Origin of the sequence: Bradyrhizobium sp. 22 (genome assembly GCF_000482425.1) — a bacterium.
Classification (GTDB): Bacteria; Pseudomonadota; Alphaproteobacteria; order Rhizobiales; family Xanthobacteraceae; genus Bradyrhizobium; species Bradyrhizobium japonicum_B.
The window spans coordinates 191,860-212,431 of record NZ_KI519399.1 but is presented as its reverse complement, the minus strand read 5'-3'; the positions used below and the strand labels follow the sequence as shown (position 1 = coordinate 212,431).

At 64.7% G+C, this 20,572-nt stretch carries 20 protein-coding genes; 10 read left to right on the top strand and 10 right to left on the bottom strand.

The window, feature by feature from the left end; genetic code table 11:
• The first annotated feature begins 200 nt into the window (after positions 1-200).
• Entirely contained in the window at positions 201-1,511 is a 1,311-nt protein-coding gene (locus K410_RS36410; RefSeq protein WP_245269315.1) for a GAF domain-containing protein, read from the top strand.
• 45 nt (positions 1,512-1,556) lie between these two features.
• Here the strand turns inward: K410_RS36410 and K410_RS0102275 are convergent, their stop codons facing one another.
• The 4 genes from K410_RS0102275 to sdhC form a co-directional block, all read right to left on the bottom strand.
• Entirely contained in the window at positions 1,557-2,339 is a 783-nt protein-coding gene (locus K410_RS0102275) for a succinate dehydrogenase iron-sulfur subunit (protein ID WP_028133333.1), read from the bottom strand.
• A gap of 107 nt (positions 2,340-2,446) precedes the next feature.
• Positions 2,447-4,282, bottom strand: coding sequence for a succinate dehydrogenase flavoprotein subunit (sdhA, locus tag K410_RS0102270; RefSeq protein WP_028133332.1), 1,836 nt, complete (start codon positions 4,280-4,282; stop codon positions 2,447-2,449).
• A 4-nt stretch (positions 4,283-4,286) separates the two neighbouring features.
• Positions 4,287-4,703, bottom strand: a complete 417-nt coding sequence (sdhD, locus tag K410_RS0102265) for a succinate dehydrogenase, hydrophobic membrane anchor protein (protein WP_049819902.1) — start codon at positions 4,701-4,703, stop codon at positions 4,287-4,289.
• Positions 4,700-5,098, bottom strand: coding sequence for a succinate dehydrogenase, cytochrome b556 subunit (gene sdhC, locus K410_RS0102260; RefSeq protein ID WP_028133330.1), 399 nt, complete (start codon positions 5,096-5,098; stop codon positions 4,700-4,702). The genes sdhD and sdhC overlap by 4 nt, the downstream gene beginning before the upstream one ends.
• Positions 5,099-5,574: 476 nt before the next feature.
• Between sdhC and K410_RS0102255 the strand changes: the two genes are divergently transcribed.
• Complete coding sequence (locus K410_RS0102255; RefSeq protein ID WP_028133329.1) at positions 5,575-6,435, top strand: sulfite exporter TauE/SafE family protein; 861 nt, start codon at positions 5,575-5,577, stop codon at positions 6,433-6,435.
• Positions 6,436-6,555: 120 nt separating this feature from the next.
• Here the strand turns inward: K410_RS0102255 and K410_RS0102250 are convergent, their stop codons facing one another.
• Positions 6,556-8,085 (bottom strand): malonate--CoA ligase, encoded by a 1,530-nt coding sequence (locus K410_RS0102250; protein WP_028133328.1) that lies wholly within the window; start codon positions 8,083-8,085, stop codon positions 6,556-6,558.
• Between the two features lie 115 nt (positions 8,086-8,200).
• Here K410_RS0102250 and K410_RS0102245 point away from each other — a divergent pair, with 115 nt between their 5' ends.
• From K410_RS0102245 to K410_RS0102230, 4 genes are all read left to right on the top strand, one after another.
• Complete coding sequence (locus K410_RS0102245) at positions 8,201-8,962, top strand: SDR family oxidoreductase (protein ID WP_028133327.1); 762 nt, start codon at positions 8,201-8,203, stop codon at positions 8,960-8,962.
• A 398-nt stretch (positions 8,963-9,360) separates the two neighbouring features.
• On the top strand, positions 9,361-9,915 hold the full coding sequence (locus tag K410_RS0102240) for a fasciclin domain-containing protein (RefSeq protein WP_028133326.1): 555 nt from the start codon (positions 9,361-9,363) through the stop codon (positions 9,913-9,915).
• 183 nt (positions 9,916-10,098) lie between these two features.
• Positions 10,099-10,728 carry a cytochrome b/b6 domain-containing protein gene (locus K410_RS0102235; protein WP_028133325.1) on the top strand — a complete coding sequence of 210 codons (630 nt, stop codon included), beginning with the start codon at positions 10,099-10,101 and terminating at the stop codon, positions 10,726-10,728.
• Between the two features lie 13 nt (positions 10,729-10,741).
• Positions 10,742-11,524, top strand: coding sequence for a molybdopterin-dependent oxidoreductase (locus K410_RS0102230; protein ID WP_028133324.1), 783 nt, complete (start codon positions 10,742-10,744; stop codon positions 11,522-11,524).
• A gap of 126 nt (positions 11,525-11,650) precedes the next feature.
• Here K410_RS0102230 and K410_RS0102225 read toward each other — a convergent pair whose 3' ends face one another.
• Complete coding sequence (locus tag K410_RS0102225) at positions 11,651-12,847, bottom strand: YbfB/YjiJ family MFS transporter (protein WP_028133323.1); 1,197 nt, start codon at positions 12,845-12,847, stop codon at positions 11,651-11,653.
• Between the two features lie 220 nt (positions 12,848-13,067).
• Here K410_RS0102225 and leuB point away from each other — a divergent pair, with 220 nt between their 5' ends.
• A complete protein-coding gene (gene leuB, locus K410_RS0102220; RefSeq protein ID WP_028133322.1) occupies positions 13,068-14,180 on the top strand; it encodes a 3-isopropylmalate dehydrogenase in 1,113 nt (370 codons plus the stop codon).
• Between the two features lie 151 nt (positions 14,181-14,331).
• Entirely contained in the window at positions 14,332-14,967 is a 636-nt protein-coding gene (locus K410_RS0102215) for a DapH/DapD/GlmU-related protein (RefSeq protein WP_028133321.1), read from the top strand.
• Positions 14,968-15,029: 62 nt separating this feature from the next.
• On the opposite strand, the gene K410_RS0102210 is transcribed toward K410_RS0102215, so the two are convergent.
• Positions 15,030-15,419, bottom strand: coding sequence for a hypothetical protein (locus K410_RS0102210; protein WP_028133320.1), 390 nt, complete (start codon positions 15,417-15,419; stop codon positions 15,030-15,032).
• 156 nt (positions 15,420-15,575) lie between these two features.
• Positions 15,576-16,361: a hypothetical protein gene (locus K410_RS0102205; RefSeq protein ID WP_028133319.1), complete on the bottom strand. Its 786-nt coding sequence runs from the start codon at positions 16,359-16,361 to the stop codon at positions 15,576-15,578.
• Between the two features lie 117 nt (positions 16,362-16,478).
• Between K410_RS0102205 and K410_RS0102200 the strand changes: the two genes are divergently transcribed.
• Positions 16,479-17,513, top strand: coding sequence for an aspartate-semialdehyde dehydrogenase (locus tag K410_RS0102200; protein WP_028133318.1), 1,035 nt, complete (start codon positions 16,479-16,481; stop codon positions 17,511-17,513).
• A 124-nt stretch (positions 17,514-17,637) separates the two neighbouring features.
• On the opposite strand, the gene K410_RS0102195 is transcribed toward K410_RS0102200, so the two are convergent.
• The gene (locus tag K410_RS0102195) at positions 17,638-18,282 is read right to left on the bottom strand and encodes a carbonic anhydrase (protein ID WP_028133317.1); all 645 of its coding nucleotides are present in this window, start codon (positions 18,280-18,282) and stop codon (positions 17,638-17,640) included.
• A gap of 111 nt (positions 18,283-18,393) precedes the next feature.
• Between K410_RS0102195 and K410_RS0102190 the strand changes: the two genes are divergently transcribed.
• Entirely contained in the window at positions 18,394-19,275 is an 882-nt protein-coding gene (locus K410_RS0102190) for an HpcH/HpaI aldolase/citrate lyase family protein (RefSeq protein WP_028133316.1), read from the top strand.
• A 38-nt stretch (positions 19,276-19,313) separates the two neighbouring features.
• On the opposite strand, the gene K410_RS0102185 is transcribed toward K410_RS0102190, so the two are convergent.
• Positions 19,314-20,252 carry a helix-turn-helix transcriptional regulator gene (locus K410_RS0102185; protein WP_245269314.1) on the bottom strand — a complete coding sequence of 313 codons (939 nt, stop codon included), beginning with the start codon at positions 20,250-20,252 and terminating at the stop codon, positions 19,314-19,316.
• Positions 20,253-20,572: the final 320 nt, after the last annotated feature.

Below are 20,572 nucleotides of genomic sequence, written 5' to 3'. Positions count from 1 at the left end.
CTTCCGGGCGACGCGGGTGAGGAAGGAAAGAGGGTCAGTTTGTCAGCTGGGGAAGGCGGTCATGGATCGCGCCTGTCCTGCAGCTGACGCCCGGGTTTGGCCGAGGCACGGGTTGGGTCGTGCGAGGGCGATTTCCCGGCTTTGTGGGGCGGATGGGGGCTTGGGCTGTCAGGCCATCGCTTGCTCCTTCTGAGGGGAGGGTGGGCGCGGCGCATCTGCCAGAGAGCCCGCAGCCAACCTATCAGATTTATCAAATCTATCAGTATCATCAAATTTATCAAAATAGCAGGAATACCTCCTTGTCAACGGAGCCGGAAGCACGACATTGTGAGGAGGGGACAGGCCCGGCCGGCAAACGGCCGAGGGCAGAGATGGGCGCGATGGACAAGGACATCCTGACGACGGCAGAGGCTGCCAAGATTTTGGGGGTCTCGATCCGCACGGCGCAGCTTCTGATCGAAGGCGGGACAATCCCCTCTTGGAAAACTCCGGGCGGTCATCGGCGCGTCTACCGCCGCGACGTCCTTGCGCAGATCACCGGCCTCGCTCAGCCGATGACGGCTTCCGCGCGGGTGATCGTGATTGCACGTCCGGAACGCATCGCCGACTACGCAAGGGCGCTTGCGAAGGTCAAATACTGCGTCGTCGAGCGCTATACCGACGTCTATGCTGCGCTGCTCGGGATCGGCTCCCGGCTGCCGTCGGCGATTGTCATCGAAGCCGAGCCATCGGACGCCGGCAGGTTGGCTCTGCTGGAGAGCTTGCGATCTGATCCGGCCCTTGGAGCCACCCAGCTTCTCGTTGTCGGCCACTCTTCGGCAGATATGGGAATGACGCGTTTCATCGATGGATTGGAAGCGTTACCGGAGGCGGTCGAGGCGGCGATTCGGGGCGCCGTGGAGCCTCCCGTCCCGTTCGACACGCCGCCATCCTTTCCGTTTCCGGCCAATGAGGGCCAGCGCCTCGTGGCGCTCGAACGCTCCGGCCTGGTCGACACGCCGCCGGAGGACGCCTTTGATCGCCTGACCTGGTTGGCCGCGCATAGCCTCGACGCTCCCGTCGCACTGCTGACGCTGCTCACCCCGACCCGGCAATGGTTCAAGTCGCGCTACGGGCTCGACATGGCCGATACGCCCCGCGGCTGGGCGTTCTGCAATTACACCATTCTGGAGAAAGACATCATGGTCGCGGAGAACCTCGCGACCGATCCGCGCTTCACCGAGAATCCGGCCGTGTCGGGAGAACTTGGGTTTCGGTTCTACGCGGGCTGCCCGGTGGTGGATCCCGATGGCTTCACGCTCGGATCACTCTGCGTGATCGACACGAGGCCGCGCACGCTCGACGACATCCAGAAGCAGATCCTCGCCAGTCTCGCCGCGCTCGCTTCAGACGAGATCAAGCTACGCGTCACCGACCGGCAATTGCGCCGGGCGGCCGAGCCCGGGATTTCGAAGCCAAGTGCGCAAGCCCGATCCTTCAACAAGCGCGATGCTCGGCAGGGCACTGCGTGACAAGACACCGCGTGACACCCGGCGGGTGTCACGCAACACGGCCTGTCAGACCTGGCGCTCGACCATCTTGAGCTTGAGCTCCGCGATGGCTTCGGCGGGATTGAGTCCCTTCGGACAGGCCTTGGCGCAGTTCATGATGGTGTGGCAGCGGTAGAGCCGGAACGGATCCTCGAGATTGTCGAGCCGCTCGCCGGTCGCCTCGTCCCGCGAATCGGACACCCAGCGGTTGGCCTGGAGCAGCGCGGCGGGGCCGAGATAGCGTTCGCTGTTCCACCAATAGCTCGGGCACGAGGTCGAGCAGCAGGCGCAGAGGATGCATTCGTAGAGGCCGTCGAGCTTCTCGCGGTCCTCGTGGCTCTGGCGCCATTCCTTCTGCGGCGTCGGCGAGGTCGTCTTCAGCCACGGCTCGACCGAGGCGTACTGCGCGTAGAAATTGGTGAGGTCGGGGACGAGGTCCTTCACCACCGGCTGGTGCGGCAGCGGATTGACCTTCACCGCGCCGTCCTTGACGTCGTGCATCGAGCGGGTGCAGGCCAGCGTGTTCTGGCCGTCGATGTTCATGGCGCAGGAGCCGCAGACGCCTTCGCGGCAGGAGCGGCGGAAGGTCAGCGACGGGTCGATGTGGTTCTTGATCCAGATCAGGCCGTCCAGCACCATCGGACCGCAATCGTTGGTGTCGACGTAATAGGTGTCGACGCTCGGATTCTTGCCGTCGTCCGGATTCCAGCGATAGACACGAAACTCGCGAAGCTCGGTCGCGCCCGCGGGCTTCGGCCAGGTCTTGCCGCCGGTGATCTTGGAGTTCTTCGGAAGTGCGAATTCTACCATTGCTCTAACCTTTCGTCATTCCGGGATGGTCCGAAGGACCAGACCCGGAATCTCGAGATTCCGGATTCGATGCTGCGCATCGCTCCGGAATGACGGCTGATGTTCGCTCAGTACACACGCGCCTTCGGCGGGATGTACTGCACGTCGTTGGTCATGGTGTAGTCGTGAACCGGACGGTAGTCGATCTTGACCTTGCCGGCATCGTCGAGCCAGGCCAGCGTGTGCTTCATCCAGTTCTTGTCGTCGCGCTCGGAGAAGTCCTCGCGGGCATGCGCGCCGCGGCTCTCGGTGCGGTTGGCGGCCGAGTTCATCGTCACCACCGCCTGCGCGATGAGGTTGTCGAATTCCAGCGTCTCGACGAGGTCGGAATTCCACACCAGCGAGCGGTCGGACACCGCGATGTCGGTGATGCCGCTGTGGACCTTCGCGATCAGGTTCTGGCCTTCGCTCAGCACTTCGCCGGTGCGGAACACCGCGCAATTGTTCTGCATCACGTGCTGCATGCCTTCGCGCAGCTTCGCGGTCGGGGTGCCGCCGGAGGCGTAGCGGTAATGATCGAGACGGCTGAGCGCCTTCTCCGCCGAGTTCGCCGGCAGTTCCGGTTGCTCGGCGTTGGGCGTCAGCTTCGCGGCGCAGCGCAGCGCCGCGGCGCGGCCGAACACGACGAGGTCGATCAGCGAGTTGGAGCCGAGCCGGTTGGCGCCATGCACGGAGACGCAGGCGGCTTCGCCCAGCGCCATCAGGCCGGGAACCACGGCATTGTCGTCGCCGTCCCGCTTGGTCAGCACTTCGCCGTGGTAGTTGGTGGGAATGCCGCCCATGTTGTAGTGCGTGGTCGGCACGATCGGGATCGGCTCGCGCGTCACGTCGACATTGGCGAAGATCTTTGCGGACTCGGAGATGCCGGGCAGCCGCTCGGCCAGCACCGCGGGATCGAGATGGTCGAGATGCAGGAAGATATGGTCCTTCTTCTTGCCGACGCCGCGTCCCTCGCGGATCTCGATGGTCATCGCGCGCGAGACGACGTCGCGCGAGGCGAGATCCTTGGCCGACGGCGCGTAGCGCTCCATGAAGCGCTCGCCCTCGGAATTGACGAGGTAGCCGCCTTCGCCGCGCGCGCCTTCGGTGACGAGGCAGCCCGCGCCGTAGATGCCGGTCGGGTGAAACTGCACGAACTCCATGTCCTGCAGCGGCAGGCCGGCGCGCAGCACCATGCCGCCGCCGTCGCCGGTGCAGGTGTGCGCCGAGGTGCAGGAGGCGTAGACGCGGCCATAGCCGCCGGTGGCCAGGATCGTGGTCTGGGCGCGGAAGCGATGCAGCGTGCCGTCGTCGAGCTTGAGCGCGATCACGCCGCGGCAGGCGCCCTGGTCGTCCATGATCAGGTCGATGGCGAAGAACTCGATGAAGAACTCGGCCGCATGGCGCAGCGACTGGCCGTACATCGTGTGCAGCATGGCGTGGCCGGTACGGTCGGCGGCGGCGCAGGTGCGCTGCGCCTGGCCCTTGCCGAAGTCCATGGTCATGCCGCCGAACGGACGCTGGTAGATCTTGCCGTCCTCGGTGCGCGAGAACGGCACGCCCCAATGCTCGAGCTCGTAGACCGCCGCGGGCGCGTTGCGCACCATGTATTCGATCGCGTCCTGATCCCCCAGCCAGTCCGACCCCTTCACGGTGTCGTACATGTGCCAGCGCCAGTCGTCCTTGTGCATGTTGCCGAGCGAGGCGGAGATGCCGCCCTGCGCTGCGACGGTGTGCGAGCGGGTCGGAAACACCTTGGTGATGCAGGCCGTGCGCAGGCCGGCCTCGCTGCAGCCGACGACGGCGCGCAGGCCCGCGCCGCCGGCGCCGACCACGACGACGTCGTAGGTGTGGTCTTCGATCGGATAGGCTTTGCCGTTGGTGGCGGGAGCGCCGTTGCCCGAGCCATTCGTTGCATTGGCCATGGGTTTACACTCCGGAGGAAAGTTTCAGGATCGCGTAGGTCGAGGCGAGCGCCACGGCGACCGAGAAGAAGTTGTTGAGCATGATCGAGATGAGCTTCAGCTTCTCGTTATGGACGTAGTCCTCGATCACCACCTGCATGCCGATCTTCATGTGCCAGGTGCTGGCGAAGATGAACAGCAGCAGGATCACCGCGACGGGAATTGAGCTGAGGATCTGCGCTGCGCCGACCTGGTTGCGGCCGAGCAGCATCATGATGATCACCAGCACCGGGATCATCAGCAGCGTCATGGCGACGCCGGTGATGCGCTGGCGCCAGAAATCGGAGGTGCCGGAATGCGCTGCGCCGAGATTGCGGACGCGGCCGAGCGGGGTCCGCATCGAGGTGCGCTTCGGAGAGCCGTGGGATTCGTCGAAGCTCATCGTCCGCCTCCGATCGCATAGGCGATGATCCAGACCAGCACGGTCAGCGCGATGCCGCCGATCAGCGCGCCCCAGGTCAGCGCCTCCCGCTCATTGGCCTTGAAGCCGTAGCCGAGGTCCCAGACGAAATGCCTGATACCGCTGAGCATGTGGTGCATCAGCGCCCAGGTGTAGCCGAACACGATCAGCCGGCCGATGATGCTGCCGGCGAAGGCCTGGACATGGGCATAGGCGGCCGGGCCGGAGGCCGCCGCGACCAGCCACCAGACCAGCAGCAGCGTTCCGACGTAAAGTGCGATGCCGGTGGCGCGATGGACGATGGACAGCGCCATCGTCAGCGTCCAGCGGTAGACTTGCATGTGTGGCGAAAGCGGTCGTTCGATCCGTGCGGTCATGGGCTTTGATGTTGTGTTGCGGCCCAACAGAGGGCGCGCGGGGATCGGAAAGGTCGGCTCTATTTACGGAGTCGATCTGGCCCGCGCAATCACCAAATCGCCATAAATCGAACCTTCGTTCAGCTCTAGAGCCTTGATGATGCAGGGCCAATCAGGGCCTTGGTATACCAGCACACGCGTCCGCCAGCGAAAGAATGAATAAGAATCCACTTTTTTGGCCGGAGCGAGGTTCGTTGAAATTACTATTGGAACGCATCTAAGCGGGACATGCCGCTCAAACCCGGACGGCCCGAGCGCTGCCCGCAGGCGCATCCCATTCTGCGTCCTCCGCGCGATCGGTTCTGGATATGCGCTCGCTGCATCCCACCCCAGCCGGCAAGCCCAGCGTGTCGACCGCGGGAACCAGATCGCCTAATGCTCCCGGATGCAGCCTCTGAACCGAGCCGCTGCGACGAGGTCGCTGGGGCAGGTCAGGAGTGATTGCAGGTCTCGATATCAAGGAGATTGTCGAGCTCGCGGTGTTGCTGATCGCAACCGGCGCGCTTTCGGGATTCCTGGCCGGCGTGTTCGGCATCGGCGGCGGCGCGATCCTGGTGCCGGTGTTCTACGAATGCTTCCGCATCGCCGGCGTGCCGCTCGAGGTGCGCATGCCGCTCTGCGTCGGCACCTCGCTCGCGGTGATCATCCCGACCTCGATCCGTTCGTTCCAGGCGCATTACAGGCGCGGCGCCGTCGACATGACGATCCTGCGCAGGTGGTGGCTGCCGATCGTGATCGGCGTCGCCGCCGGCGCCGTGATCGCGCGCTACGCGCCGGAGCGCCTGTTCAAGATCGTTTTCGTTGCCGTCGCCTATTCCGCGGCGGCGCGCCTCATCTTCGCGCGCGAAGGCTGGAGGTTCGGCGAGGATCTGCCGGAGGGGCCGTTGATGCGTGCCTATGGCTTCTGCGTCGGCATTCTCTCGACGCTGATGGGCATCGGCGGCGGGCTGTTCTCGAACCTGCTGATGACCTTTTACGGCCGCCCGATCCATCAGGCGGTTGCGACCTCATCGGCGCTCGCGGTGCTGATCTCGATTCCCGGCGCGATCGGCTACGTCTATGCCGGCTGGCCGGCGGCGACGACCTATCCGGCCGTCGCCGCGCTGCAAGTTCCGTTCGCGCTCGGTTACGTCTCGCTGATCGGCGCCGTCCTGGTGATGCCGATGAGCCTCGTCACCGCGCCGCTGGGCGTGAGGGCGGCGCATGCGATGTCGAAGCGCAGCCTGGAAGTGGCGTTCGGGTGCTATCTGCTCATCGTCGGCAGCCGGTTCGTGCTGAGTCTGATCAGCGGGCAGTAGCCGCTCCAAGCTCCGTCATTGCGAGCGCAGCGAAGCAATCCAGAATCTTTCCGCGGAGGCAGTCTGGATTGCTTCGTCGCAAGGGCTCCTCGCAATGACGAAAGCGAGAGCGTGCGCGCCTCACTTCTTCGCGTAAATATCCTTGTAGGTCTCGCGCAAGATGTTCTTCTGCACCTTGCCCATGGTATTGCGCGGCAACTCGTCGACGACGAAGACGCGCTTGGGCATCTTGAACTTGGCAAGGCGTCCGTCCAGTCCCTTCAGGACCGCGGCTTCGTCGATGCTGGCGCCGGGCTGGCGCACCAGGACCGCGGTGACGCCCTCGCCGAAATCGGCATGCGGCACGCCGATCACGGCGGACTCGATCACGCCGGGCATGGCGTCGATCTCGCTCTCGATCTCCTTGGGGTAGACGTTGAAGCCGCCGGAGATGACGAGATCTTTGCCGCGGCCGAGAATGTGCACGTAGCCCTTGGCGTCGATCTTGCCGAGATCGCCGGTGATGAAGAAGCCGTCGGGGCGGAATTCGGCCTTGGTCTTCTCCGGCATGCGCCAATAGCCCTTGAAGACGTTCGGCCCCTTCACCTCGATCATGCCGATCTCGTCACGCGGCAATTCCTTCCCGGTTTCGGGATCGGTGACGCGCACCGAGACGCCCGGCAACGGAAAGCCGACCGCGCCGGGCACCCGCTCGCCGTCATAGGGGTTCGACGTGTTCATGTTGGTCTCGGTCATGCCGTAGCGCTCGAGCACCGCGTGCCCGGTGCGCGCCGACCATTCGCGATGGGTCTCGGCCAGCAGCGGCGCCGAGCCCGAGATGAACAGCCGCATGTGCCTGGTCGTCTCGTGCGACAGCGCCGCATTCTGCAGCAGCCGCGTGTAGAAGGTCGGCACGCCCATCAGCACCGTGGCGCGCGCCATCAGCTTGATGATGAGGTCCGGATCGAGCTTCGGCAGGAAGATCATCGACGCCCGCGCGAACAGCGTCACGTTGGTCGCCACGAACAGCCCATGGGTGTGATAGATCGGCAGCGCGTGGATCAAGACGTCCTTGTCGGTGAAGCGCCAATAGTCGACGAGCGAGAGCGAGTTCGAGGCGAGATTGTCGTGGCTGAGCATCGCGCCCTTGGAGCGGCCGGTCGTGCCCGAGGTGTAGAGGATCGCGGCGAGGTCGTCGTTCGCCCGCGGCACCGTGGTGAAGTCGCTGCCGGCCTTGTCGGCAGCCTCGGTCAGCGAGCCCTTGCCGTCGGGTCCGAGCGTCTCGATCCTGGCGTTCACCTTGGCGGCGATCGGAGCGAGGCCTTCGGCCTTGGCGGGATCGCACACCACCAGCGACGGTTCGGCATCGCCGATGAAATAGTCGAGCTCGTTCAGCGTATAGGCGGTGTTGAGCGGCAGATAGACCGCGCCGGCCCGCACCGTGCCGAGATACAGCACGATGTTGGCGACGGATTTTTCGACCTGCACCGCGACGCGGTCCCCCGGCTTCACCCCGCGCGCGACCAGCACGTTCGCCATCTGCCCCGCCCGCGCGATCAGTTCGCCATAGCTGATGCGGCCCCCGTCATGCGTCTCGATGGCGAGGCGCGCAGGGTTGTCGAGGCCGTCGAACAGGCGGGAAAACAGGTTGGCGTTGGCTGCTGGGTTCATGCAAGATTTCCTCGACCGCAGGGACTTGTACAACAAGGCTTGTTGGACAAGGCCGGTCAAAACCGAGGGCTGGATTAGCAAAAACCGCCCCGCAGAAGCAACGGAGACAGTTTGCATGACCAGAGTTGGGAAACGCGTGGCCTGGGTCACGGGCGGTGGCAGCGGGATCGGAGAGGCCGGCGCGGCGGCGCTGGCTGCCGACGGCTGGATAGTGGTGGTCTCGGGCCGCCGGCAGTCGGCCCTGGATGCCGTGGTGGCGAAGATCATCGAGGCGGGCGGAGCCGCGGAGGCCATTGCACTCGACGTCTCCGATGCGGCCGAAGCCCAGAAGGCGGCCGACCGGATCGTCGCCAGGCACGGCCGCATCGACCTGCTCGTCAACAATGCCGGCATCAATGTTCCCAAGCGCAGCTGGAAGGACATGGAGCTGGAGGGCTGGGACAAGCTGGTCCAGGTCAATCTCAACGGCGTGCTCTATTGCATGCGCGCCGTGCTGCCGACGATGCGCAAGCAGCAGGACGGCGCGATCATCAACGTCTCGTCCTGGGCCGGCCGCCACGTCTCGAAAATGCCGGGCCCGGCCTACACCACCACCAAGCATGCGGTGCTGGCGCTGACCCATTCCTTCAACATAGACGAATGCGTCAACGGCCTGCGCGCCTGCTGCCTGATGCCGGGCGAGGTCGCGACCCCGATCCTGGAGCTGCGTCCGGTGGTGCCGAGCAAGGAGGAGCAGGCGAAGATGCTGCAGCCTGAAGACCTCGGCCGCACCATCGCGTTCATCGCGAGCATGCCGGCGCGCGTTTGCATCAACGAGCTCCTGATCAGCCCGACCCATAATCGCGGCTTCATCCAGACGCCGAACAACAGGGATTGAGGCGCACAGCGCGGGCTACATTCTCCGCTGTCGTCCCGGGGCGCGACGAAGTCGCGAACCCGGGACCCATGACCACAGGGAGAAGTTGTCGTACGCGACGGGACACTCCGAGTCTTCGCCAAACCATTCCCCGTGGCTATGGGTCCCGGATCTGCGCTCCGCTTCGCTGCGCTTGTCCGGGACGACAGCGGAGTGTGTCGCGCGCCCTCGCCCCCCACGAACATCTCCGCCGGTAGTTTCACCCATCACAAAGAATTTTTCCTCGAAACCACTTCGCAGAACCTCCCGTAGTTCGGTTCAACGACGGCACTGCTGCATCACCTCGACTGTCGCAGTCGCCGTTGTTGCCCCAACCCAACACCGGCCATCGCCGGTACCAATTCAATCGGGAGTCTCTCATGTCGAAGCGCATTGCCTATCTCGCTGCCGCCGCCTTCAGCGCCCTGGCCGTCACCGCGACAATCGTCGCGCCCGTGAGCGCCGAGGAGAAGACCGTCATGGTCGGCGGCGCCGCGATGTTCCCCTCGAAGAACATCGTCCAGAACGCGGTCAACTCGAAGGACCACACCACGCTGGTGGCGGCGGTGAAGGCCGCGGGCCTGGTGCCGACGCTGGAAGGCAAGGGCCCATTCACGGTGTTCGCGCCGACCAACGCCGCCTTCAGCAAGCTGCCGGCCGGCACCGTCGACAACCTCGTCAAGCCCGAGAACAAGGCGACTCTGACCAAGATCCTCACCTATCACGTCGTGCCGGGCAAGCTCGCGGCCGCCGACCTCTCTGACGGCAAGAAGCTGAAGACCGCAGAGGGCGAGGAGCTGACGGTCAAGAAGATGGACGGCAAGGTCTGGATCGTCGATGCCAAGGGCGGCACCTCGATGGTGACGATCTCCAACGTCAACCAGTCGAATGGCGTGATCCATGTGGTCGACACCGTGCTGATGCCGGCGACGTAACACCAGACGATCCCGTTTCATCCCCGAACAGGATGGTTTCAGACCGCGAGCCGGGGATACCCGGCTCGCTTTTTTGTGACCACAATAGCCCGGCGGCATCGATTCGATGGCCGGCAGGGCGTAACGAAAAGCGAAATACCGGCGTATAATTGCTGTCGCACGGACGTTCAGAACGGAACCATCATGGCGAGCCTCACAGTCACCGACGAGAAGGTCGGAGTCACCCCGGCCAAAGTGATCCAGCCGGCCTGGGTCCGGGTCATGCACTGGATCAACGCCCTTGCCATGATCCTGATGATCCTGTCGGGCTGGCAGATCTACAACGCCTCGCCGCTGTTCGACTTCCGCTTCCCGCGCGAATATACGCTCGGCGGCTGGCTCGGCGGCGGCCTGCTCTGGCATTTCGCGGCGATGTGGCTGCTGATGATCAACGGCCTCGCCTATCTCGTCACCGGCTTCGTTACCGGCCGCTTCCGCAAGAAACTGTTCCCGATCACGGCGTCAGGCGTGCTCCGCGACGTCAGGGCCGCCCTGACCTTCAAGCTCGGCCATGACGATCTCACCGTCTACAATTACGTGCAGCGGCTGCTCTATGCCGGCATCCTCGTGGTCGGCGTGCTGATCGTGCTGTCGGGGCTTGCGATTTGGAAGCCGGTGCAGCTCTATTATCTCGTTATGCTCTTCGGCGACTATCCGGCCGCGCGCTATGTCCACTTCTTCTGCATGGCCGCGATCTGCGCGTTCCTGGTCGTTCACGTCTTGCTTGCGCTGCTCGTGCCGAAGAGCCTGCGCGCGATGATCATCGGCCGTTGATAGGAGACCCATCATGGCCAAGCGTCCCTTCCTGATCCCCGGCGTCGACAAGCGGCTGCTGATCAAGGATTCCATCAAGACCATGCCGGACCTCGCCCGGCGCCGCTTCATCGCGGGCGGCGCCAGCCTGGGCGCGCTGACGCTGCTCACGGGCTGCGACGTGATCGACTCGTCCTCGGCCGAGACCATGCTGGCCAAGGTCTCGAAGTTCAATGACGCGGTGCAGGCCTGGATGTTCAATCCCGACGCGCTGGCGCCGACCTTCCCCGAGAGCGCGATCACCAAGCCGTTCCCGTTCAACGCCTATTACGATCTCGACGACGCGCCCGATATCGATGCCGCCGACTGGAAGCTCGAGGTGCGCGGCCTCGTCGACAACAAGAAGTCATGGACGCTGGACGAGCTCCACAAGCTGCCGCAGGTCACGCAAATCACCCGTCACATCTGCGTCGAGGGCTGGAGTGCGATCGGCAGCTGGACCGGCACGCCCATGCGCGATTTCCTGAAATTGATCGGCGCCGACACGCGCGCGAAATATGTCTGGTTCCAGTGCGCCGACAAGGACGGCTACAATTCGCCCCTGGACATGCGCAGCGCCCTGCATCCGCAGACCCAGATGACGTTCAAATATGCCAACGAGATATTGCCGCGCGCCTACGGCTTTCCCATGAAGATCCGCGTGCCGACCAAGCTCGGCTTCAAGAACCCGAAATACGTGGTCTCGATGGAAGTCACCAACGACTACAAGGGCGGCTATTGGGAAGACCAGGGCTACAATTCGTTCAGCGGGAGCTAGCCTCGAACTCCGTGGCCGTAGGGTGGATTAGCCGAGCGGCTGTGCGAAGCGCAGTCGCTTGGCGTAATCCACCATGCTTCAGCGCTCGCCGAACGAAGTTGGTGGATTACGCTTCGCTAATCCACCCTACGGCACCGGTTGCTTGGCCACCTTCCGCTGGCACAGCGCCGCCACCGCGCCCAGCGCCAGCAGCGCCGCCGATACATTGAGCGCGTAGCTCAGGCTCCCCAGCGCATCCGTGATCGCGCCGACAACGATCGGGCCCAGCGTCTGGCCGACGCCGAACGAGATCGTCATCGCCGCGATCGCGGTCGGCCACACCTCTGGCGGATAGTTGAAGCGCACGAAGGCGGTGGTCGAGCCGACTACGGCGAAGAAGGCGACGCCGAACACGATCGCCGAGACCGCGAGCCATGCCGGCGAATGCCCGAGCATCGGCAAGGCGGCACCCAATGCGTTGGTGCCGAGGATGATGGCGGTGGCAAGCCCGCCGCGATCGAGCGCCAGCACGCCGCGCCAGGCCCAGGGCGTGACGAAGGCGCTGAGGCCAATGAGGCCCCAGAAACCCGCCTGCGCCGCGGCCCCGCCGCCGCCGTCGCGCACATAGGCGATCATGAAGGTCATGTAGGCGATGTAGCCGGCGCCGAACAGGAAATAGCTGGCGAGGTAGATCAGCACGGGCAGGATTGCGAACGAGGCCTGGCCGCCGTCCGAGAAGCGGACGCTGCTCTCGATCCGGATCAGGAGCAGCGGGATCGTCATCGCGACTGACAGCAGCGTCAGCGCCCACCACACGATCCACCACGAGCCCGGCCCGAAATATTGCAGCGTGAACGGGGCGATCAGCCCCGAGGACAGAATGCCGATGCCGGGTCCGGCATAGAACAGGCTGAGCAGGAAATTGGCCCGCGCGGGCTGTGTCTGGGCAATGGTGGCGGCGAGCGCGCCGCCGGCGACGAAGCCGGCCGCGGCCCCGAGGCCCAGCACGAGCCGCGCCAGGCTCAGCGCGACGAAATTCTCCGTCAGCGCGCAGGTCGCGAGCGCGGCAACGCAGGCGAGGGTTCCGCCGCGGATGGCCGCCGCCCAGCCGACGCGCTGGATCAGCCGGGACGCTGCAAGCGCGCCGACGAGATAGCCGACGGCGTTGATGGTGTTCATGAATCCGGCCGCCGAGTAGGACCAGCCGAGGTCCTCCCGCATGTCGGGCAGCACCAGCGCATAGGCGAAGCGGCCGATGCCGAGCCCGACGGTGGCGGCCAGCGACAGCGTCAGGATCAGCCGCGCGGGATGCGCGTAGGGCGGGGCGCGGTCGGGTGCGTGCAAGGGGGGTACTCCGGCGTATCGCAGTGTGGCAGGCCCCGCCCGCCTTGCACAGCCGCACCCCGGCAATGGTGTCTTGCCAAGCGCGCAACGCCGCTCTAGCACTCCGGCCGAAATTCACGAGATGCCGTCATGCCCGGCCTTGTGCCGGGCATCCATCTTTCAAGAAAGCTGGATTGCCGGGTCAAGCCCCGCAATGACGAGACAAACTGAGGACACGACCATGGCGACCCACAAACTGCTGCTGCTCCCCGGCGACGGTATCGGCCCCGAGGTGATGGGCGAGGTGAAGCGGCTGATCGACTGGCTCAATTCGGCCGGGATCGCCAGCTTCGAGACCGACACCGGCCTCGTCGGCGGCTCCGCCTATGACGCGCACAAGGTGTCGATCTCCGAGGGCGACATGGCCAAGGCCAAGGACGCCGACGCCGTGATCTTCGGCGCGGTCGGCGGTCCCAAGTGGGATGCCGTGCCTTACGAGGTGCGCCCCGAAGCCGGCCTGCTTCGCCTGCGCAAGGATCTGGCGCTATTCGCCAACCTGCGCCCCGCGGTGTGCTACCCGGCGCTGGCCGATGCCTCCAGCCTGAAACGCGAGGCGGTCGAGGGCCTCGACATCATGATCGTGCGCGAGCTCACCGGCGGCGTCTATTTCGGCGAGCCCAAGACCATCACCGATCTCGGCAACGGCCAGAAGCGCGCCATCGATACCCAGGTCTACGACACCTATGAGATCGAGCGCATCGGCCGCGTCGCCTTCGAGCTTGCCAGGAAGCGCAAGAACAAGGTGACGTCGATGGAGAAGCGCAACGTCATGAAGTCGGGCGTGCTCTGGAACGAGGTCATGACGGCCGTCCACAAGCGCGAATATCCCGATGTCACGCTCGAGCACCAGCTCGCCGATTCCGGCGGCATGATGCTGGTGAAATGGCCGAAGCAGTTCGACGTCATCGTCACCGACAATCTGTTCGGCGACATGCTGTCCGACATCGCGGCGATGCTGACGGGCTCGCTCGGCATGCTGCCCTCGGCTTCGCTCGGCGAAGTGGATGTGAAGACCAAGAAGCGCAAGGCGCTGTACGAGCCCGTGCACGGCTCGGCGCCTGACATCGCAGGCCAAGGCCTCGCCAATCCCATTGCGATGATCTCATCCTTCGGCATGGCGCTGCGTTATTCCTTCGACATGGGCGCGCTCGCCGACAAGGTCGATGCCGCGATCGCCGCCGTGCTGGCCAGCGGCCTGCGCACCGCCGACATCAAGTCGGAGGGCACCACGGCCGCGTCCACCACGCAGATGGGCGAAGCGATCCTGAAGGAATTGCAGAAGCTGCACGCGTAAGGCGCGCGAGCACCGCACTCGTTAGCCACGCAGACTGCGCGAAGCGCAGACCGCGGGGCGCAACCCACCTCTTCTGTCTCCGCGGAAACTAAGCTGGTGGGTTACGCCTTCGGCTAACCCACCCTACGGCACCTGCACTCGGAACCATCTCATGGATTTACCCCGCCCCAAGATCGCGGAAACCGTCATCCATGAAACGGTGCGCCTGCGCGAGGCGCAGATCGGGCGCCGGTGCGAGGTGCTCGCGGGCACGCGGATCGAATATGCCTCGCTCGGCGACTATTCCTATCTCGGCGAGGATTGCGACGTTGCCGATGCCGCGATCGGCAAGTTCACGGCGATCGCCAATTCGGTGCGGATCGGAGCGCCCAATCATCCGATGGGCCGGCCGTCCCAGCATCGCTTCACCTATTGTCCCGAATATTACGAGGCCGGCGCGATGCGCGACCGCGACTTCTTTGCGGACCGCCGCGGCGACCGCGTCGTCGTCGGCAATGACGTCTGGATCGGGCACGCCGCCATCCTGCTGCCGGGCGTGAACGTCGGCGACGGCGCGGTGATCGCCGCTGGCGCGGTCGTCAGCCGCAACGTTGCGCCCTACACGATCGTCGGCGGCGTTCCCGCCCGTCCCATCCGCAAGCGCTTCGACGATGCCGTTGCGGCAAGCCTGCGCCGCATTTCCTGGTGGGATTGGCCGGACGAGCTCATCTTCGAACGGCTCGCCGATTTCCGCTCCGAGGCGATCGATGAATTTTGCAGGCGTTACGACCCGGCGGCCAACGCGTAAGGCGGGCAGAAACAAAAAGGCCGGGTGCGAGCCCGGCCTTTTGATTCGGTCGTGACGTCCGCTCAGTAGAGCGGGAAATTCTGCGGATAGCCGCCGACATCCTGCGGCGGCGAGAGCGGCTGGCGGTCGATCGGACGGTTGAGATTCTCGCGGGCGAAGGACGGATAGCCCACCGCCGGCGGGAAGGCATAGTCGCTGTACTTGCGGTCGCCCGGATTGACCTCGGTGCCGCCGTCGAGCCAGGAGCGCTTGCTGACATAGATGCGGGTGCGGCCCTGCTGGTAGACGGCGTTGGGGCCGCTCGGGCCGTAATAGTGGCGGCCGCGCTCGTCATAGCGCTTGGTCTTGTTGTCGGCCGAGGCCGGCGTCGCCAGGAACACGGCAGAGGACATCGCAATCACGGCGCCCGCAGCAAACAAGGTCGCCAATTTGGCAGAGAATTTCGAGCTCATCACGTCCCCTTCAAGCGGCGCACCGCCAGTCGATTTCACCCCATACTAGCCCGGCCGGGGTCAGCGCAACTAGGTCTATTGGGTCACACCGGCGCGGAATAATCGTGGGCGCCGGCAAAAGTTGCATCAATACCAGCCACTTGGACTTGATGCCGCTCAAAGCGCCCCGCGCAATTGCGCATTCGCGGCGCCCAGCAGCCAGTCTGGCGAGCCCTGGAGGTCGCAAGCCCGGCGCTTCAGCTCGGCCTGGGCGAACAGGCCCGCCAGCTTCGGCTCGTTGCCGGAGGTCAACAGTGTCAGCCGGTTCAGCGTGCAGGCGATGGCCGCGCGCTGGGCGGGCAGGGTGTCGCCCTGGCAGGAGAAGCCGGAGATCTGCAAGGCGGGCTCCTCACTGCGCTTGAGGTAGCCGAGGCATGATTGCGCCGCGCCGGTCGGCCGGAACAGCGCCACGGGGCCGAATTTCGTCTCGATCAGGCCGGCCTGCTCGAGCGTGGTCGCCGCGGTCAGGCCCATCTGGACGGCAAGGTCCATGGTTGCCGGACGGGTCACGTCGAATTCGCCGCCCTGCCGGTAGATCTCGAGCTCGGCCAGCACCTTGTCCGCCGCGCCGGTCCAGCGCATGACGTCGCGGCGGCCGCCTTCGGGATGTCGAAGGATGGTGTAAGAGGCTGTTTTCTCTGACGAATCAAGCCGGCTGAGGGCGAAGGCCGGCTGCGAGCGGTCGGCTACGCTCCAGCTGGGTTTCGGCGCCAGCTCGTCGTCGCGCAGATCGGGCAGCTGGCCGAGCGCCGCAAGGCCAAGGATGGCAAAGAGCGCGAGCGCCCCCACATAGGCGATCAGCCGCGCCAGCGTGCCGACGACCTCATCAGCAAAGGCCGCCAGCGCCAGATGGAGGCTGGTCCGGGTCGAGATTGCGGCCGTGCTGGCCTCGGGCGACTGCATCCACGTCCCTAAGGCAATGGTCCCACGTTGTCTTGAGGCCGGTTCTCGCATAGAAGCGCTGCTCTTCCTGTTTAAGCGTCAGCTTCGGGAACGGGCTTTTTCACCGGAGAGTGAACGATGGGTTACAAAGTCGCTATCGTCGGCGCGACCGGCAATGTCGGACGGGAAATGCTCAACATCCTGGATGAGCGCAAATTCCCCGCGGACGAGGTCGTAGCCCTGGCCTCACGCCGCAGCATGGGCGTCGAGGTCTCCTATGGCGACCGCACCCTGAAGGTCAAAGCGCTCGAGCATTACGACTTCTCCGACGTCGACATCTGCCTGATGTCGGCGGGCGGCGCGGTGTCGAAGGAATGGTCGCCGAAGATCGGCGCCGCCGGCGCTGTGGTGATCGACAATTCCTCGGCCTGGCGCATGGATCCGGACGTGCCGCTGATCGTGCCGGAGGTCAACGCGGCCGCGACCGAAGGCTTCAAGAAGAAGAACATCATCGCCAACCCGAACTGCTCGACCGCGCAGCTCGTGGTGGCGCTCAAGCCGCTGCACGACAAGGCGACCATCAAGCGCGTGGTGGTCTCGACCTATCAATCGGTCTCGGGCGCCGGCAAGGACGCGATGGACGAATTGTTCTCGCAGACCAAGGCCGTCTACACCAACAGCGAGATCGTCAATAAGAAGTTTCCCGCGCGCATCGCCTTCAACATCATCCCCCAGATCGACGTCTTCATGGAGGACGGCTTCACCAAGGAAGAGTGGAAGATGATGGCGGAGACCAAGAAGATCCTCGATCCCAGGATCAAGCTCACCGCCACCTGCGTGCGCGTGCCGGTGTTCGTCGGCCATTCCGAGGCCGTCAACATCGAGTTCGAGAATCCGATCAGCGCCGATGAAGCCCGCGAGATCCTGCGCAAGGCGCCCGGCTGCCTCGTCATCGACAAGCAGGAGCCCGGGGGCTACGCCACGCCGTATGAGGCGGCCGGCGAGGACGCCACCTACATCAGCCGCATCCGCGAGGACGCCACGGTGGAGAACGGCCTCGTGCTGTGGTGCGTGTCCGACAATCTGCGCAAGGGCGCGGCCCTCAACGCGATCCAGATCGCGGAAGTGCTGATCAACCGCAAGCTGATCAGCGCCAAGAAGAAGGCAGCCTGAGAAAGAATCTAGGGTGGGTTAGCAGCGCGGCTGCGCGAAGCGCAGTCGCTCGGCGTAACCCACCTTTAGTTTCCGCGGTGACAGAAGTGGTGGGTTACGCCTTTGGCTAACCCACCCTACGAGATCAAGCCACGCTGCGCGCGTTCCGAAATTCCTTCGCGACCTTGTCGAGCACGAACAGCGATCCCTCGGCGACGCCGAAATAGGCGCCGTGGGTCTGCATCTGGCCTGACTCCACGGCCTTGCGCACGAACGGGAAGGTCATCAGGTTTTCCAGGCTGCGGAACACTGCGGCTTTCTCGATCCGCTCGACGAACTGCGCCATGGTTTCGTGGTCGCGCTGCTCCACCACCTCGCCGGGCTTGATGAACATCTGCATCCATTTGCCGATGAAGTCGCCCGGCGTCAGCGGCTCGATCTTGTCGACGAAGGCGCGGATGCCGCCGCATTGCGCGTGGCCGAGGATGACGATGTGCTTCACCTTCAGCACCGTCACGGCATATTCCAGCGCCGCCGAGACGCCGTGCGCGGCGCCGTCGGGCTGATACACCGGCACCAGGTTGGCGATGTTGCGGACCACGAACAACTCGCCCGGGCCGACGTCGAAGATCACCTCGGGCGAGACGCGGCTGTCGCAGCAGCCGATCACCATCACTTCCGGGAACTGCCCCTTTACAGACAGCTCGCGATAGCGGCTCTGCTCGGTCGGCAGCCGCTGGGTGGCGAAGGCCTTGTAGCCTTCCAGCAAATGCTTCGGGAATGTCATCATGGCCTATGCCTAATCATATACCGCTGGAGCGAACAAGCCTTTCGAATGAGCAGGCCAGATGCTATCGGCTCCGGCCAGAATAGCTTCGAGGAACCCGGAAGGAACGCTCGCATGACCCGCCCGCGCCGCAGCCATCTGTTCATGCCCGGCTCCAATCCTCGTGCGCTGGAAAAGGCGCGTCACCTCGCCGCCGACGGCCTGATCCTGGACCTGGAAGATTCCGTTGCCCCCGACGCCAAGGCAGTGGCGCGCGACGGCATCGCCGCCGCGATCGCAGCCAAGGGTTTTGGCAAGCGCGAGATCCTGATCCGGACCAACGGCCTCGATACGCCCTGGTGGGCCGACGACGTCGCCATGGCCGCCAAGGCCTCGCCCGACGGCATCCTGGTTCCAAAAGTTTCAAGCATCGAGGATCTCGACACCATCGGCCTCCGCCTTACCGAGCTTGGCGCCGCGCCGACGGTGAAGGTCTGGGCCATGATCGAAACCGCGCGCGCCGTGCTGCATGCGGAGGAGCTGGCCGAGGCCGGGCGCGATCCGTCGCGGCGTCTCTCCGGCTTCGTGTTCGGCCCCAACGACATTTCGCGCGAGACGCGGATCAGGATGCTGCCCGGCCGCGCCGCGATGCTTCCGATGATCACCCATTGCATCCTGGCGACGCGCGCTCACGGCCTCGAGATCCTCGACGGCCCCTACAGCGACATCGCCAACCCCGACGGCTTCGCCACCGAATGCGCGCAAGCCCGCGATCTCGGCTTCGACGGCAAGACCCTGATCCATCCTTCGCAGATCGACGCCTGCAACGCGATCTTCACCCCGCCAGAGGAGGAGGTTGCGCGCGCGCGAAAAATCATCGCGGCGTTCGAGCTGCCGGAGAATGCCTCGCGCGGCGCGATTCGTCTCGATGGCGCGATGGTGGAACGCCTGCACGCCGACATGGCCAGGCGCACGATCGCCATCGCGGATGCGATCGCTGCGATGGGGAAGGGTTGAGGTGGCTTTGCTGCGAACTCAGCGGCATCGTCGCCGCGTCACTGTCGTCTTCTCGCGTTCCTCAGAGTTTCGGATGGCAGCTCACCGACGGCTTGCCGATATTCCGAGGCGAAGCGGCCGAGATTCTGGAAGCCGCATCTGAACGCCACGGCAACGACGCTGGTCTGCTCGTCGGGCCGCCGCAACAACTCCGCGGCCCGCTGAATCCTGAAACGCCTCGCGCACTGGCCGGGTGATCCCCGTCCGGCATCGGAGAACTCGCGGAAAATCGTCCGCACGCTGACATTGGCAATCCTCGCGAGCTTCTCCAGGTCGAGAGGCTCGTCCCAATGCGCCTCGATATAGGATTCCACGATGTCGACGACAGACCGGTTGGCGCCTGGTACGGGGCGCAGCAGCCGGTCGGTGAAGTTGTGCTGGTGCGCCAGAAGGATTCGAACCATCAGCGCCCGCTCGAGCTCGGCGATGGCGATGGGAGAGTAATCCTGTCCGAATTTTTCCAGCTCCTCGACAAACCTGAAGACGTCCTGACGCACCTGGGTCATTGCCGTCGGATCCGCTTCGCCTTCCGTGAAACGCAGTGCCACGTCGCTGCTGTCGCCGAGCATTCCCTTCAGCAAACGCTCGAGTGCGCCGGCTTCCATTCTCAGCACCAGCTGGCGGTAGCCCGGCGCAAAGTCGAGATCCAGCCTGGCTTCGCCGGAGACGATCGGACTCCAGGCCGATATCGGCCGGCCCTGTCCTTTGGTCCTGAAAGCCGCAGCACCCTGAATGGAGAAGAATTGGCGGAGGATCGAGGATTCGGGAAAGGACAGCGACGCTGCACCTTCATAGGCGCAGAAGGCGATGCCGATCGATTGCAGGCGGGCAAAGTTGGCCTGGATGCCGAACTCACCGCCATGCTTTTCGAAGCGGTCGGCGCCATACGTGGCGAACAGGCGGTCGCGCGCGAACTCGCTGTCGCGGGACTGAAGCAAAGGATACCGGTCGAGAAAAGAAACGGAGCCCAAATCAGAAACCTCTGACGAGAGAAATTAGTGCATCGCCTTTCGGGCGCTACCAATTGGAAATTGCATCGATGTCGCCAGGCGCAGCCTGAGTCTCCCTGGAGCGCGCACTTGCATCGGATGCGACAAATTGTCTGGACCCATGCACATGCCCGATCGCGCAGGGGAGGATGATTGATCGATGCAGATCGTTGCCGAATACCGATAGCGATCTTAGGCCGGCGTTCGCAATTCAAGGCCTCGGCGTGCCAGCAAGGCGCCGGATGTCTCCGGCCGGTTAATCGCGCTGG